This window comes from Kribbella sp. NPDC058245 (genome assembly GCF_042882005.1).
GTDB lineage: Bacteria > Actinomycetota > Actinomycetes > Propionibacteriales > Kribbellaceae > Kribbella.
On sequence record NZ_JBHVWY010000011.1, the window covers coordinates 277,281 to 293,060 of the forward strand.

Here is a 15,780-nt window from a genome sequence, read left to right on the forward strand (position 1 = left end):
TGGGACCTGCAGTACCGCGAAGACCCCCGTACGTCGCTCCGCTACCACTGAGCGCCGTACGGTTCGATCCTGCGTCGATGCTGGGCAGCTGGCAGGAGCTCAACGCGGTGGCCACCATTCCACATTGCCTGGACAACATCCGGCGTACCGGCGTGATCGAGAACTTTCGTCGGCTCACCGAGGACGACCCGCCGGGCGAGTTCTTGGGCTTCTGGTTCGCGGACTCGGATCTCTACAAGACGCTCGAGGCGATCGGCTGGGAGATGGGTCGCAGCGGTACCGGCCAGTGGACAGAGGTGCTGTCCGAGGTGGCGGATCTCCTTGAGCGCGTGCAGGAATCCGACGGTTACCTCAACACCTACGTGCAGGGGACCGCGGGCCAGGAACGCTTCGGCCGTCTTGAACAGAGTCACGAACTGTACTGCGCGGGGCACCTCCTGCAAGCCGCCGTCGCACTGCATCGTGGTGGTGGCGACACGCGCATCCTTGCGGTCGCGCGGCGAGTGGCCGACCTGATCGTCAAGGCCCTCGGCGCGGAGTTGCCACTCATCGACGGGCACCCCGAGGTGGAGACTGCGCTCGTCGAGCTCTACCGCGAGACGGGCGAGGAGTCCTACCTGCGTGCGGCCGAGCTACAGGTCGAGCGACGAGGGCAGCAGACCCTGACCGGCGGTTTCGGTCCGCCGTACTACCAGGATCATCTCCCGGTGCGCGAGGCGAGCGAAGCCAGCGGACACGCGGTACGGCAGCTGTATCTGGCCGCTGGAGTCACGGATCTCTACCTCGAGAACGGCGACGAGTCGTTGCTCAAGGCAATGGAACGACTGTGGGACAGCGCCTTCGGCAGCAAGATGTACGTCACCGGCGGACACGGATCACGACATCGCGACGAGGCCTACGGTGATCCCTACGAGCTGCCGCCGGACCGCGCGTACGCCGAGACCTGCGCGTCGATCGCTGCCCTGCAATGGTGCTGGCGGATGCTGTTGGCGACAGGCCAGGCCCGGTACGCCGAGGAGATGGAGCGCGCTCTCTTCAACGCCATCGCCGCCGCCATGGCGACGTCCGGCACCGCCTTCTTCTACTCCAACCCGTTGCAGCTCCGCACCGGCCACGACGGTTCGAGCGAGGACGCGCCGAGCGAACGGTTGTCGTGGTACGACTGCGCTTGCTGTCCGCCGAATCTGGCCCGCCTGCTCGCGTCGCTGGACGGTTACGCCGCGACCTCGGATGCATCCGGACTTCAGCTGCACCTGCTCAGCGCGGGCACGTTCGCCACGGACACGTTGACCGCCGTCGTCGAGACCGGCTATCCCTGGGAGGGCGACGTCGTGGTCACCGTCAGCGGACAAGGCGAGCTGGCGATTCGGGTCCCCACCTGGGCAGCTGATGCCGATCTCACGGTGACCGGCGCGACGGTGCTCGTCGAGCCGGAGCCGGGAGCCTATCTCCGGGTGGCTTGTGAAGATGGCGCGAGGGTGCGGTTGAGGCTGCCGATGACTCCCCGGCTGATCCGTGCTGACGAGCGAGTCGATGCTGTCCGCGGCTGCGTGGCGATCGCCCGCGGGCCGATCGTGTACTGCGTCGAGCAGGCCGATCTCCCCGATAGCGTCCTCGTCGAGCAACTGCGTCTCGATGCCTCGGCCTCGATCACCGAAGAACGCGCACCCGATGACCTGACGCCCGTCCGGCTCCGCCTCGCGGCCATCGCCAGGCCGCTGGAGACGGACCTGTACGCGGCGTACCAGCCGGACCTCCCGGCCGGTACGCCGATCACTGTCACCGCAATCCCGTACCACGCCTGGGCGAATCGTGGGCCCGGCGCGATGCGGGTCTGGCTGCCCGTAGCTACTGACCGTTAGAACGGCCGACGGAGAAATTTTGAGGGGAGATCCCCTGAGGTTGCCGGTTCTCTGTCCGAAATTTGGAGGGAGAAGGGGCAACTTCAACGGAGATCCCCCTCCCCCGCCACCCCACGCCCTCCCCCGCCGCATCCCTCTGCCCCCTGGCGAGCACGGTGGGTTCAGTCGGCGTGCAGGATCAGCGGTGCGACGTCGAGTGGAGGGAGATTGCTGCCAGAAATCGATGTCCAGCGGCACAGTGCGTTCAGTCGACGACGTACTTCCCACACTGACCGATCACATCGCTCGAGATCCTGCGATCGGACGGCAACCTGCCGGTCCGACAACGCGCGAACCACCCACACATACGTCATAAGAGCCGAAATTTGCCGGTAGCTTGACGAGTCAGAATCCTTGGGCGAGACGGTGGTAGGCCTGGGACCAGCGGAGTTCCTGGGTGAAACGGCGGGTGGTGGTGTCGGCGTCGATGACTGCGAGTTCGGTGCGGGTCATCTCGGCGAGGTCGGCGAGTTCCTCGACGCCGATCGCCGTACTGAGGACCGTGTGGTGCGGGCCGCCGGCGGTCAGCCAGGCTTCGGCTGAGGTGCGGAGGTTGGGGCGGGGCTTCCAGACGGCTCTCGCGACCGGGAGCTGGGGGAGTGGGCGGTCGGGCGTGACGACGTCGATCTCGTTGGCCACCAGGCGGAAGCGGTCGCCCAGGTCGGCCATACCCACAACCACACCTGGGCCGGGTGCGGCGTCGAAGACAAGGCGGACCGGGTCTTCGCGGCCGCCGATGCCGAGCGGGTGGATCTCGACGGTCGGAGTGCCGGCGGCGATCGACGGGCAGACCTCGAGCATGTGGGCGCCGAGGATCCGCTCCGCGCCGGGCGTCAGGTCATACGTGTAGTCCTCCATGAACGACGTACCGCCGGGCAAGTTGCCGGCAGCAACCTTCAGCGTGCGTAGCAGGACGGCGGTCTTCCAGTCGCCCTCGCCGCCGAAGCCGTAGCCGTCGGCCATCAGACGCTGTACGGCGAGGCCGGGGAGCTGGCGCAACCCACCGAGGTCCTCGAAGTTCGTGGTGAAGGCGGTGAAGCCCCCGTCGGTGAGGAACGCGCGCAGGCCGGTCTCGATCCGCGCGGCGTACCGCAAGGACTCATGCCGCTCGCCACCAAGGCGCAGTTCCGGTACGACGTTGAAGTCGTACTCCTTGAGCAGGGTGTCGACGGCGGTGTCGGAGATCTCGTCGACGACCGCGACCAGGTCGTTGACGCCGTAGGTGTTGACCGAGACGCCGAAGTGCAACTGGGCCTCGACCTTGTCGCCTTCGGTGACGGCGACATCGCGCATGTTGTCACCGAACCGGGCGACCCGCATCGTTCGCATGGCCGCGTATCCGGCCGCCGCGCGAGCCCAGACCGCGATGCGGGCCCGGACCGCCGGGTCGGCGACGTGGCCGGCGACCGTCGTCCGGGCGACGCCCAGCCGGGTCTGGATGTAGCCGAACTCGCGGTCGCCGTGTGCGGCCTGGTTCAGGTTCATGAAGTCCATGTCGATCGTTGCCCAGGGCAACTCGACGTTCGCCTGCGTGTGCAGGTGCAGCAGCGGGGTGCGCAGGGCGTCCAGGCCGGCGATCCACATCTTGGCCGGGGAGAAGGTGTGCATCCACGCGATCACGCCGATACAGGCGTCGCTGGCGTTCGCCTCCAGGCAGACCCGGCGGATCGAGTCCGCGTCCGTGAGCACCTCCTTCCAGACCACTCGCGGCGCCAGGTCCCCGGATTCCTGGAGTTGCTCGGCCAGGCCGCGCGACTGATCGGCTACCTGGCGCAGGGTTTCTTCGCCGTACAGGCCCTGGCTGCCGGTCAGGAACCAGACTTCGGTCGGGGTCACAGGAGTCTCCGTCATCGTTGGCCGTACACGTTCTGATAGCGGTCGTAGAGCCGGTCGACGTCGTCCTCGGCGATCGTGACCAGGTCGCCCGCGGATCGGGCGAGGTGCACGGTGCGGGCGACGTCCTCGCACATCACTGCCGCCTTGACGGCGGCTTTCGCGTCCTTGCCGATCGTGAAGACGCCGTGGTTGCGCATCAGGACCGCGGGGGAGCGGTGGCCGGACAGCGTCGCCACGATGCCGCGGCCGATGTCGTCGTTGCCGATCAGGGCGAACGGCCCGACCGGGACCTCGCCGCCGAACTCGTCGGCCATGGCGGTCAGGACGCACGGGATCGGTTCGCCGCGTGCGGCCCAAGCGGTCGCGTACGTCGAGTGGGTGTGCACGACGCCGCCGACCTCAGGCATCTCGCGGTACACGTAGGCGTGTGCTGCGGTGTCGCTCGAGGGATCGAGGTCGCCCTCCACCACCTTGCCGTCCAGGTCGCACACCACGATCGCGTCGGGGTTCAGGTCGTCGTACGAGATCCCACTGGGTTTGATGACGAACAGGTCCTCGCCGGGAACGCGACCGGACACGTTGCCGGCGGTCCAGGCGACCAGGCCGTAGCGGACCAGTTCGGCGTGCAGGGCACAGACCTCTTCACGGATCCGGCTGAGAGTCATTGGGCCGCCTCGTTCCGGAGGGCGCGGAGTCGATGGAGTACGCCGCTGCCGCCGTATCGCTCGCCCGCGAAATAGTCGTGCAGGGCGCGGTACTCGGCGTACAGGCGGTCGTACGCATCGGCGCGGTCGGGGTCGGGGACGAAGGCCGCCTCGGTGCGCCCGCCCATGGTGGCGGCCGCGGCCTTGACGTCCGGGTAGGCGCCGGCGGCAACGGCCGCGTGGATCGCCGACCCGAGAGCAGGTCCCTGCGCGGAACGAATCACCGACAACGGCCGGCGCAGAACATCGGCGTAGATCTGCATCACCAGCCGGTTCTTCAGCAGGCCGCCGGCGACGATGAACTCGTTGACCGGTACGCCGGACTTGTCGAAGGCATCGAGGATCGTGCGCGTCCCGAAGGCGGTGGCCTCGATGAGCGCGCGATACGTGTCCTCCGGTTGGGTCTCGAGCGTCTGGCCGATCACCACGGCGGACAGGTCGTGGTCGACGAGGACGGAGCGGTTGCCGTTGTGCCAGTCGAGGGCGATCAGGCCGTGCCGGCCGACCGGTTGCTGCTCGGCGAGCGCGGCGAGGTGGTCGTGCACGGTCACGCCGCGAAGCTGTGCGTCGGTGTGATACTCGCGCGGCACGCAGGTGTCCACGAACCAGCCGAAGATGTCGCCGACCGCCGACTGCCCAGCCTCGTAGCCCCAGAGGCCGTCGACGATGCCGTCGCGCACGACACCACACATGCCCGGTACTTCGGCCAGTTGCTCGGACGACATCACGTGGCAGGTCGACGTACCCATGATTGCCACCAGTTGACCGGGCCGGACCGCGTCGGCTGCGGCCGCGGTGACGTGGGCATCGACGTTGCCGACGGCTACTGCGATGCCTGCCGGGAGTCCGGTCAGAGCGGCCGCCTCGGTGGTGAGGCGGCCGGCCCGTCCGCCGAGCGGAGACAACTGGTGCCCGAGCTTGTCGGTGAAATCACCGAAGGCGGGATTGAGCGCCTCCAGGTACTCCCGCGACGGATAGCCGTCCTCGGTGTGGATGCCCTTGTAGCCGGCCGTGCAGACGTTGCGGGTCTCGACGCCGGTCAACTGCCAGACGATCCAGTCCGCCGCCTCGATCCAGCGGTCTGCTCGGCGATAGGTCTCCGGGTCCTCCTCCAGCACCTGCAGCGCTTTGGCGAACTCCCACTCCGACGAGATCCGGCCGCCGTACCGCGACAACCAACGTTCGCCGCGTTGCTCCGCGACGGCGTTGATCCGGTCCGCCTGGGGCTGTGCCGCATGATGCTTCCAGAGCTTGGGCCAGGCGTGCGGACGGAACCACATCCCATGTACCTCACAGAGCGGCGTACCGTCGGCGAGCGTCGGAAGCACCGTGCACGCGGTGAAGTCGGTGCCGATTCCCACCACGTCATCCACCGAGATGCCGGCCGCCGCGACCGCCTCCGGCACCGCATGCCGCAGGACGTCACGCCAATTGCTCGGCGCCTGTAACGCCCACGCCGGCCCGAGAGTGACATCGGACCCGGGAAGCCGGTCGTCGATCACACCGTGCCGGTACTCGGACACCGCCGTCCCCAGCTCAACCCCGTCCGACACTCGGACCACCACGGCGCGGCCGGACAGGGTCCCGAAGTCGACCCCGACGACGTACTGGCTGTGAGCGTTAACATTCTCGGTCATAGCGAGCCCTCTGTGGTGATGTCCGGGTCTGCTGCAACGGACGATGAGCGGGTGACTGTCAGCAGTTAACGCTAACAGTCGCTGCGCTGCAACGTCACGGGTGTGGCGGGAATCGGTTGCTGCGCCGCTGGCATTCGCACCGCAGGCGACCAGTACGCCGCCGGTCTCAGCTGTTGGTCTTCAGCTGGTGCTGGGTGCGCAGTTTGGTGAGCCAGGCGGCGAAGGCGCGGAGGTCCTCGACGTTGGTCTGGGGAATGTGGAGTTTGGTGCCGCGGGTGGAGGTGATGGTCAGGTAAGGGGCGGCGGCACCGTTCGGGGTGACGAGGGTGGTGCCCTCGAACTCGGACCACCGGATCTGCCGCCACCAGGCGAAACGGATGCCAGTGGCATTCACAGTCACTCGCGGATGGCCGAGCAGGAACAGGACGGCCAACGCGATACAGGCGGCCAGAAGTACGGCGAGCAGCCCCACCCGGATCGTGAACCAGGTGCCGCGGGTATCGAGGTCCCGAGCCACCGAGACGATCGGGATGGCGGCCAGCACCAGTGCGACGACCAGCCCACCGAAGGCCAGCGCGCGCCGGACCGCGAAGATCACCCGGCCGGAACGGTGAAACTCCGCGTCCCACGCGCCGATGTCCTGATTTCCCATCACCATGTGTCGATCCCTCCGCCGCGAAAGCTTACTTGCCATGCCCGACGGCGTGCTTTCAGGCTGCGTCGTGGAAGACGAGGGCGAGGGTGTGGCGGTGACCGCTGCGGATGGCCGAGACTCCGTGGCGCACGGGTGCCGCGGACCAGCCACGTTTTGAGGGGACCGGGCGATCGCGGGTTGTGAAGGCGTAGCCGTGGCCCTTGGGGAGCAGGGTGGCTGTGCCGCGGGACTGGGCGCGGGGACGTTGCTCCAGGAGGAGGAACTCGCCGCCGGTGTGGTCGACACCCGGGTCGTTGAGGTTGATGACCACTTGCAGCGGGAACACCAGGTCGCCGTACAGGTCTCTGTGTAGTGCGTTCCAGTCCTTCTGGTGGTACTTGAGCAGGATCGCCGTCGACTTCGTTTGGCCGGCGTCGTGGCACCTGGCGAGCCACTCGTCGAGGGTGTCGGGCCATGGGGCTTCACGACCGAGCCTGGTCCACCAGTCGCGGGCGATCGGGAGGAGTCGGGGGTAGAGCGCCTGCTTGAGTTCCTCGATGGCGGCCGGGTACGGCGTCGCGAGGTATCGGTACTCGCCTTCGCCGAAGCGGTGCCGGCCCATGTTCACGGTGGCCCGGAAAGCGTCGTCGTCGGCGTACAGGTCGCGGATGGTCGCGGTCTCGGTGTCATCGAGCAGGCGGGGCAGCAGCGCTCCGCCGTACTCGTCGAGCTCTGCGGTGATGCTTGGCCAGTCCCCGCTCTCGACGCGATCTCGCCACGGTGCGGCCTTGGGGTTGCTCACAGCGCCTCCTGTCGATTCGTTCGTCCGACAACTGAACGTTCCGGCCGGGGGAAGTGTGAGTCCTTGACCAGTGGTCAGACCGATCCGGGCATCGTTCACGCTCACTTTTGACCTTGACTTTACCAGTTGGATAACCCATCTTTACGTGGAGGTGCCCCGAGCCGAAGGTGTGAAGCCAGCCATGCCACGTCAGCGAACGAAAGCCGTCCTCGTAGTAGCCGCCTCGATCGCCTCGACACTGGGTGGCGCGACTGCCGCCGTCGGTTCGGCCGACCAGACCGGCCATCGGCCACCTGTCTGCGGTGTGTTGTTCGACGACTTCCAGTACAAGTCGGCGACCGATCCTGATCTCGCCGCCCACGGCTGGAACGCCCGCAGCGAGGTGGGTGGTCCGGGTGTACCGGGCGCGACCTGGCCGGCGAGCAACGTCTCTTTCGTCAAGCAGGACGGGCAGAACGTCGCTCAGCTCCGGGCGACGACCAACGGCACGGCGGCTGGAACGACGCACGCCGAACTTCGCCGTACCACCATGAATCTGCGCAACGGAACCTATGCGACCCGGGTCCGGTACGCCGACAGGCCGGCCGCCGGACCGGATGGTGACCACATCAACGAGACGGCGTTCGCGATCGGCCCGACGAAGTTCGACTACGACCCGATCTACAGCGAACTCGACTTCACCGAGTACCTGCCGAACGGGGGCTGGGGAGAGACCGGCCCCATCAACTTCCAGACGAGCTACCACACCTTCCGCGAGGACCCGTGGGACGCGCGATCCGCGGCCGACAACCAGGCCAGGTCACTCGACGGCTGGCATACCTATGTCGTCCAGGTTGGTCACGGCCACGCGAAGTACTACATCGACGGCAAGCTCACCGCCGACCACACCGTCGACCAGGACGGCAATACCATCCTGCCGCGCCAGGACATGAGCATGAACTGGAACCTGTGGTTCATCGATCTGGGCGCGCATCAGGGTACGGCGACCAGTGAGTACCACCAGCAGATCGACTGGGCGTACTACGCCAAGAACGAGACGGTCACGCCCTCACAGGCCGCGGCGCGCGTGACGTCGTACCGGAAGCACAACACCAGCTACCAGGACACCTTGATCAACACCGGGAGCTGCGAGAACTACCAGCCGCCGGCGCACTGATCGCGTTACCAGGCGGCCAATAGGCGGGTTCGCGACTTCTCGAGATGAGCCCGCATCGCTTGTTCGGATCCGGGCCCGTCGTGAGCTCGGATCCGGTCGCTGATCGCCTGGTGCTCAGTGGTGGTGACCTCGGCGATGCCGTGGCGGAAGTAGAGCCGGTACGAGTGGACGTGGGCGCGTAACCGGTCGAGCGTCTCGGCGATCAGCGGGTTGCCACTGGCGTTCGCGATGGTGCTGTGGAGTTTGGCATCCTCCTCGGCGAACTCGCGGTACGCCTGATAGCTGTCGCCATGGACGGCGGGCGCCATCGCCTGTACGGCGTCATCGATGTCCCGGCGGTCGCGCTCGGTCGCGTTGGTCGCGGCGCGGGCGGCTGCCGTCGGCTCGAGCAGGAGGCGGAGGTCGTAGAGGTCGAGGAGTGCGTCGCGGCTGATCAACGGCGCGACGAGGTAGCCCGCATTCGGGCGCCGAACCACCAGACCTTCGGCCTCACACCGGAAGAGCGCCTCCCGGACGGGCGTCTGGGAGACCTCCAATTCGCGAGCCAGGCCGTCGATCGACAACCGGGCGCCGGGCTCCAGGGCGTTGTCCATGAGGAGTCGTTTCAGCGACTCGTAGACGCTCTCGCGCAGCATCAGCCGCGCCGCGGGCCGCAGCCTCGGCGCCGGGCCTGGATCTGGTTCGCGCACGATCTCCTCCTGCTCTGGCCATTGACACTGGCCTGCGCAGCTCCTAATTTCCAATATCGTATCCGATTTCGATGCAGCCCCGCCCAGCGATCGAAAGGCCACCCCCGATGCCGACTCCTGATTCTCCCGCCGATGGCTTACGTCGCCGTTCAATCATCTTTGGTGTGCCCGCGGCCGGCGCGGCGGCCGCCGTACTGGGCTCGTCGGACGCGCAGGCCCATGCTGCGCCGAGGTCGACCATGACCGGTCAGCGGGTGGATGCGCAGGAGGCCCTTGCGCGACTGCGGTTCGGGCTGTTCGTGCACTTCGGGCCGGCCAGCCTGACCGGGCGCGAGACGGGCTGGGGGAGGGAGGCCTATCGAGCGGGTAAGACGGACGAGACGGCGCCGCCGTACAACGATCCGACCAAGCTGTTCGATCCGGTGTACGACGTGGCGTACAAGTCCTTCCTGCCGGCGAAGGGCTGGGCCGAGGACCTGGCTGATGTCGCCGTGTCGGCCGGGATGAAGTACCTCGTTTTGACCAGCAAGCACCACGACGGCTTTCCGATGTTCCGTGCTCGCAACTACGCCCAGTCGTTCTACCCAGACCTCGCGACCACTCCGCTCGGGAAGTCGAAGCGCGATCTGGTCGACGAGGTCGCGATCGCCTGCCGCCGCCGCGGACTCGAGCTTGGCCTCTACTACTCCGGCTGGGACTGGACGCATCCGCTGATCGTCGCGGGCAAGAACGACGAGTACTACGAGTACATGATGAGCCACCTCAAGCAGTTGATGAGCCAGTACGGCGACATCTCGTTCCTCTGGTACGACGGCATCGCGCCGACCGATCTGAGCGTCTACCGGCCTCCGACGTTCCACTCGGTACCACGCAATCTGCAGCCCGGCCTGTTGATCAACAACCGCGGCTACGCGCTCGGATGGGCGGATCCCCAACCGACGTTGGCCGGTGACTACTCGACCCCGGAGCAGCGGGTCGGGGCGTTCGACGTGGCCCGGGCCTGGGAGTCGTGCATCACGATCGGCGACCAGTGGTCCTGGCGGCCGAACGAGTCGATCAAGTCCCTCGCGACCATCGTCAAGACGTTGATCTCGACGGCGACCGGTGATGGGAACCTCCTGTTCAACGTGGGTCCCAAGCCGTCGGGCGAGGTGGACAAACCCCAACGCGATCGGCTGGCCGAGGTCGGTCGCTGGATGACGTCGTACGGGGCAGCGATCTATGGCACCCGCGGCGGACCGATCCGGCCCAGCGCTCTCGCGGCGACCACCTTCAAGGGCGCGACGATGAACCTGTTCTTGTTCCGGCGCCCGGCCAGGGACGCGAACGTCCTGACCGTGCCGAACCTGAACAATGCCGTGGTCTCTGCGACGACGCCTAAGGGCAAGGCTGTTCCGTTCACGGTCCGGAGCGACGGGCGGGTCGACCTCGACCTGACCGGACTCGACATCGCTGCTGGACCGGTTGAGTTGGTCCATGTGAGGTATCGGGATCCGTTGTCCCACGAGTATCTGAGCACCGAGCTGATCGCGGACCCGGTCCGTCCCGGCAACCTGGCCTTGAACAAACCGGCCACCCAGATCTCCACCGACTACGGCGGCGACGCGGCCCGAGCCGTCGACGGCAACACCGACGGCAACTACTTCAGCAACTCCGTCACCCACACCACGGTCGACGCCAAGGAAGCCTGGTGGCAGGTCGATCTCGGTGCCTCGGCCCCGATCGGCGACGTCGAGATCTACAACCGCACCGACGGCGACTTCGGCTCCCGCCTCAGCGACTTCTGGGTCATCATCTCCGACACCCCCATCACCGCCCCGGACCTAGCCACCGCCCGAACCGCCCCCGGCGCCACCGCCCAACGCCACGCAGGCGCCGCCGCTGCCCTCACCACTCTCAACTTTGCCGGTACCTCTGCCCGCTATGTCCGCATCCAACTGGAAAACCAAAGCGGCCCGCTGTCCCTCGCCGAGGTCAGCATCTACAAACCCTGACCAGCACATAATCCCGCTTAAGCGCTGGCAAAAGCTAAGCCATCACCCGCAACGAGTCCGGCGCTGACCACGGGATGCACCGGCGCCGATCCAGCGCTCGAGGTTTGCCGTTGGTCGTGGCGCCGGCCCGGGTGTACCGGCCAACGGGTAGTGCTCTCCAGTAATCCTTCTGCGATTGTGCCCGCAGGCGGCGCGATCCAAGGCTGGTCGAACCTCTACCCGTCGGTCGGTACACGACTCGGCAATGCCAGGCGTCCTGGCCGTCACCATCAGCCGGCCCGCGTTTGGTTGCTCGCCGCTGCGGCTGATTTGCAGAGACGGGTGGCGGGCGCCCGGCGCGTGGCTGAGGGGGATGGACCCGTCGGCGACCACAGTTGAGGTCGCCTGCGCTTCCGGGCTTCGGTTGCGGCTGGTAGCGACGAGGCCTGAAAGGTGACTCGTTGTGGCGGGTTGAGGCGAATGAGGTCGCGTTGGGCCCGGCCGCGCCCGGCTGACCCTCGCCCCCTCCGCATCTCATGGGTTCCCCCACCAGCTTGTGGGTTCTGCACCCGCATGCGAGTCCAAAGCCCACCACCTCATGGGGTAACCCATCAGATGGCCGGGGTCCGGGGTCCGGGGGCTGGGGTGCCGGGATGCCGGGCGCTGGGGGTACTGCCGCGCCTGGCAGCCCTCGCTAAGTGGTGGCTTTTCGTCACCGAGTCCCTAAAACTCACCAATTAGCGCGACCCACCCGCGCCGGGGCCCGGCTACTCGCTATTGGTGACTTTTTCGGCGCATGGACCCGAAAAACTCACCCATAACGCAGAACGCGCCCCACACCGGTCACCCCCGCTCGCTGAGTGGAACGTTTTGTCCAAATGGCGACCAGAACCGTCTACTCGGCGCAGATCTTGGACCCCAGCCACAACCCGGAAGCCCAGACAACGGCCACCGTGGTCACCGACCGAACCATCCCCCTCAGCCAGGCACCCACGCGAGCCACCCGCCACTGTAAATCGGCCGCAGCGGCGAGCAACCACAAACCCACCTCCCCGGCCGCAGACGGAATGACGAGCAACCACTCCCGCCGTACCGGACAACGCCTCCCGACCCCCTAACCGCATTTGAACGGATATCCCTTCAGATGGCCCCTTCTCCCCTCAAATTTTCAGGGGAGAAGGGGCCATTTCAGGGGTTATCCGTTCAAATTCCCGGACCGGGCGCAGGCGGAGCGGCGGGCAACCATCGCGCCGTGCGGGCCATCAATCGGGGGCTTGAACAGGAAGTGGTGGGTGGGCACAGGTCATAACTTGTTCACGGCCACGGCAGGGGGTGCGAGCCTCCGACGCGTGCACATGGAGTACGGCGGTGTGGAGGGCGATGGCTAGGGCGCACATGCTGATCATCCGGCCAGGGGTGTTGAGGCCTCGCGTCTACAGGGAGCTAGCGGGTGGGGCCGTGGCGGTAGACGCTGACGAAGACGCCGTACCGCTGCTCTCGGGGGCTTGCTGGCTCGAGTTTGTTGACGATGGTGTCGAGGTGCTGGGCCAGCGCGGTGGCCTGGCGTTCGGTCAGCCGTAGGGTGCGGTGGTTCAGGAGGGCCTGGTCGTCGCCGGCGATCTCGTTGGCCAGGTTGCTCATCATCGCGGTCAGTGGGGCGTTGTCCGGCCCGCCTTCGAACTTGATGCGCTGAGCCGGGCGGACGTAGTACTGCTCGGTGCCGCCGCGCACAGTGCGGGTGGGGCCTTTGCGCACGAGGCCGGCCTCGACGAGTACGGCGAGGTGGTGGGCGACGTTTCCCTTGTTGATCATCAGGCGATTTGTCAGCTGGCTGACTGTTGCCGCGGTCTCGCCAAGCTCCAGCAGCAAGCGGTGCCGGGTGGGATGGCTGAGGGCGCGGGCCTGGGCAGGGCCGGTGGCATCGAACATTTCGGGCAGGTCCACGAATCAAGCGTCAAGAGCAGTTGTCGCTTTGTCAAGGCTGCTGATGGACTCTGCGCATGACGATCACACCGAACCTGACCGAACGAATCGCCACTCTGGTTGGCGAGCACTACGTCTTCCCCGACGTTGCTGAGGCCATCGTCGCCGGACTCGGCGCAACACCTGTCGACAGCGAATCGGCCGAGGCCGCCACCCGATTGACCGAGCGCCTGCAGACGGTGAACCAGGACCGCCACTTGCGGGTGCGGCATCGCCCGTCCGGCGCGCTGGCCGGTCCCGTTGACTGGGAGCAGCATTATGCCGCCGAGGCGGTACAGAACGCCGGCGGCATCAAGTGCGTGGAACGGTTGGACGAGCACACCGGTCTGTTGGCGATCGCGCCGTACACGTCTCCGGTGCATCTCGCCGAGCGCTATATCGTCGCTGCGTTCGACTTGCTGGCCGGCGTCGACCGGTTGGTCATCGACCTACGTGCCGGTCGCGGCGGCGTTCCCGAGACGGTGGCATTCATCTGCGGCTATCTGCTCGGCGATGAGCCGGTGCATCTCCAGGACCTCGTCTCGCGAGACGGCACCGTCCGGCAGTACTGGACGAATCCCGCCGCCGGACGACTGCCGCTGACGGTACCCATCCGCGTGCTGACCAGCGCCGCCACGTTCTCCGGCTGTGAGGAACTGGCCTACAACCTGCAGGCCCAGGGTCGGGCGACGCTGGTGGGTGAGCGCACCGGCGGCGGTGCGCACCCGGTCGAGATGTTCGAGCTGACTGACACGTTGGAGCTGACGGTGCCGATCGCCCGCTCGGTGAACGCCATCACCGGCACCAACTGGGAGCAGGTAGGCGTCGTACCGGACATCGAATGCCCCGCCGAGGCCGCCCTCGAGCGCGCGCTCGACAGCTTCTCCTCGGTCAGCTGACGCGTTGCCACTCCTCGGTGAGCTCGACCGCGCGGTAGCCGAGTTGCGCGTTGACCGCGTTCATGGCGGTGTTCTCCTCGGCGTTCCAGGTGTGCAGGACGCGGGGCTCGGTGTGGGTGCGCTGCAGTTCGAGGTGGTTGGCAGTCTTCAGGGCCAGACCTAGCCGGTGGCCACGATGTGCTGGGGCCACCAGGGTGCCGGACTGGAAGGCATCGGTGGGGTTGTGCGTGGGGCAGAAGAGCTCGGTGTGCCCAGCGAACGTGCCGTCCGGAGCGATCGCCGCGGTGACCCAGCTGTTTCGTCCTTGGGCGACGGCCTGCTGCTCCCGGAAGCGGATCCGGGCCGCATCGTAGATCTCCGGCTCGGTCTCCAGCTCGCCCATCGGTGCTTCTGCGTTGAACGTGCTCTCAAGTGCCGCGTACGCGTCGATCAGGTCGTCCGGGCAGTGGTTCTGCCACGTCACGAGGCGATAATCGCGGTGGTGTTCGGCGATCTCGGCGGCCAGCTTCTCCAGAAAGGCCACCTCGAGCGGCAGCTGGAGAATCCGGTGCATGTCGGCGATGCCGACCGTCATCCCTTGGGCCCGTGCGAAGGTCTGTCCGGCGGACGAGCCGCCCAGCGGCGTGTGCACCATGGTCTGCACGATCGTGCGGCGGTGGTGCGCTGCCCGGTCATCGGCCAGCCGAGCCAGCGCGCTTCCGTGGCCCAGCCGGCGGTGCTCGGGCAGGACACCAACCTCCATCGACATCAGGCTCAGGTTGTCTTTCAAGGGCACGTCGACGAAAAGTGTGCCGACCATCCGCCCCGTCTCGTCGCGAGTCGCCCAGATCTCCTTTTCCCAGTACGGCGTGGGCTGGGTCATCGCGATCCGCATCTCCTCGCGCGGCCAGTGCACGGCGAACTCCCGCCCAGCGGTCACCGCAGCCACCTGCACCGCATGCCACTCGTCGAAGGCCGCCGGGTCATGTGGGTCGATGCGCTCTGTGCTCACTCTCCCGACTGTAGGTGGCCGTCGCCGGCGGACGAACTGGTTTTACGCAGGTGGTGAACTACGCAGTTCTCACCGACGCGCGGGTTGCTCCGGCGCTGCGAGGCTCGGTGGCAGGGCGGCGATCCGGTTCGCCCACCAGGAAAGGAACTTCGATGATTTACCACGGCAACCGACTCACCCTGAAAGCCGACGCGTCCCCGGAGCAGGTCGAGGTCGCGCTGGAGAGTCTGCGCAACCAAGGCCGCGTGATCCCAGCGGTGAAGGCGTTCGTCGTCGGCCGCGACTACGGCGGCGAGTACGAGTGGGGGGCGACCTTTGTGATCGAGGACCTTGAGGGGTACTGGGAGTACCTCGTGCACCCGGCGCACCTGAACACCGACCGGGTCGGTCTGCCGCTCGTCGACAAGTTCATGTCGTTCGACATCTCCGACGACCCGGACCCGGAACTGGGCGCCAAGATCGAGGCCTTGCACCGGCGTCGCTACGAGACCATGCCGGACATCAGCCGGTTGGTCGCCGATCTCGGCGAGTACGTCGGTACGGCGGCGCCCGGAGGCGCGTAACACGGCGTTCATCAGGGCGGAACAGGCCCGTCA

13 protein-coding genes are annotated in these 15,780 nt (G+C 67.0%); 5 read left to right on the forward strand and 8 right to left on the reverse strand.

What is annotated here, in order from left to right; genetic code table 11:
• Positions 1-77 precede the first annotated feature (77 nt).
• Entirely contained in the window at positions 78-1,862 is a 1,785-nt protein-coding gene (locus tag ACFVWG_RS25860; protein ID WP_391545982.1) for a glycoside hydrolase family 127 protein, read from the forward strand.
• 384 nt (positions 1,863-2,246) lie between these two features.
• Here the strand turns inward: ACFVWG_RS25860 and araA are convergent, their stop codons facing one another.
• From araA to ACFVWG_RS25885, 5 genes are all read right to left on the reverse strand, one after another.
• Positions 2,247-3,752 (reverse strand): L-arabinose isomerase, encoded by a 1,506-nt coding sequence (gene araA / locus ACFVWG_RS25865; RefSeq protein WP_391545983.1) that lies wholly within the window; start codon positions 3,750-3,752, stop codon positions 2,247-2,249.
• Positions 3,749-4,402, reverse strand: coding sequence for an L-ribulose-5-phosphate 4-epimerase (locus ACFVWG_RS25870; RefSeq protein ID WP_391545984.1), 654 nt, complete (start codon positions 4,400-4,402; stop codon positions 3,749-3,751). Before ACFVWG_RS25870 ends, araA begins: the two co-directional genes overlap by 4 nt.
• Positions 4,399-6,078, reverse strand: coding sequence for a ribulokinase (gene araB / locus ACFVWG_RS25875; protein ID WP_391545985.1), 1,680 nt, complete (start codon positions 6,076-6,078; stop codon positions 4,399-4,401). The genes ACFVWG_RS25870 and araB overlap by 4 nt, the downstream gene beginning before the upstream one ends.
• Before the next feature lie 166 nt (positions 6,079-6,244).
• Complete coding sequence (locus ACFVWG_RS25880) at positions 6,245-6,736, reverse strand: hypothetical protein (RefSeq protein WP_391545986.1); 492 nt, start codon at positions 6,734-6,736, stop codon at positions 6,245-6,247.
• Positions 6,737-6,788: 52 nt separating this feature from the next.
• Positions 6,789-7,514 carry a 2OG-Fe(II) oxygenase gene (locus ACFVWG_RS25885; RefSeq protein WP_391545987.1) on the reverse strand — a complete coding sequence of 242 codons (726 nt, stop codon included), beginning with the start codon at positions 7,512-7,514 and terminating at the stop codon, positions 6,789-6,791.
• 181 nt (positions 7,515-7,695) lie between these two features.
• Here ACFVWG_RS25885 and ACFVWG_RS25890 point away from each other — a divergent pair, with 181 nt between their 5' ends.
• The gene (locus tag ACFVWG_RS25890) at positions 7,696-8,670 is read left to right on the forward strand and encodes a glycoside hydrolase family 16 protein (protein ID WP_391545988.1); all 975 of its coding nucleotides are present in this window, start codon (positions 7,696-7,698) and stop codon (positions 8,668-8,670) included.
• Positions 8,671-8,675: 5 nt separating this feature from the next.
• On the opposite strand, the gene ACFVWG_RS25895 is transcribed toward ACFVWG_RS25890, so the two are convergent.
• The gene (locus tag ACFVWG_RS25895; RefSeq protein ID WP_391545989.1) at positions 8,676-9,359 is read right to left on the reverse strand and encodes a GntR family transcriptional regulator; all 684 of its coding nucleotides are present in this window, start codon (positions 9,357-9,359) and stop codon (positions 8,676-8,678) included.
• A 164-nt stretch (positions 9,360-9,523) separates the two neighbouring features.
• On the opposite strand from ACFVWG_RS25895, the gene ACFVWG_RS25900 reads away from it, so the two are divergent.
• Positions 9,524-11,353, forward strand: a complete 1,830-nt coding sequence (locus ACFVWG_RS25900; protein ID WP_391545990.1) for an alpha-L-fucosidase — start codon at positions 9,524-9,526, stop codon at positions 11,351-11,353.
• 1,422 nt (positions 11,354-12,775) lie between these two features.
• Here ACFVWG_RS25900 and ACFVWG_RS25905 read toward each other — a convergent pair.
• Positions 12,776-13,276 carry an ArsR/SmtB family transcription factor gene (locus ACFVWG_RS25905; protein WP_391545991.1) on the reverse strand — a complete coding sequence of 167 codons (501 nt, stop codon included), beginning with the start codon at positions 13,274-13,276 and terminating at the stop codon, positions 12,776-12,778.
• Between the two features lie 56 nt (positions 13,277-13,332).
• Here ACFVWG_RS25905 and ACFVWG_RS25910 point away from each other — a divergent pair, with 56 nt between their 5' ends.
• The gene (locus ACFVWG_RS25910; protein ID WP_391545992.1) at positions 13,333-14,193 is read left to right on the forward strand and encodes a S41 family peptidase; all 861 of its coding nucleotides are present in this window, start codon (positions 13,333-13,335) and stop codon (positions 14,191-14,193) included.
• Here the strand turns inward: ACFVWG_RS25910 and ACFVWG_RS25915 are convergent.
• Positions 14,186-15,184, reverse strand: a complete 999-nt coding sequence (locus tag ACFVWG_RS25915; RefSeq protein ID WP_391545993.1) for a hypothetical protein — start codon at positions 15,182-15,184, stop codon at positions 14,186-14,188. The genes ACFVWG_RS25910 and ACFVWG_RS25915 overlap by 8 nt on opposite strands.
• A gap of 152 nt (positions 15,185-15,336) precedes the next feature.
• Between ACFVWG_RS25915 and ACFVWG_RS25920 the strand changes: the two genes are divergently transcribed.
• A complete protein-coding gene (locus ACFVWG_RS25920; protein WP_391545994.1) occupies positions 15,337-15,747 on the forward strand; it encodes a Dabb family protein in 411 nt (136 codons plus the stop codon).
• The last annotated feature ends 33 nt before the right edge of the window (positions 15,748-15,780 follow it).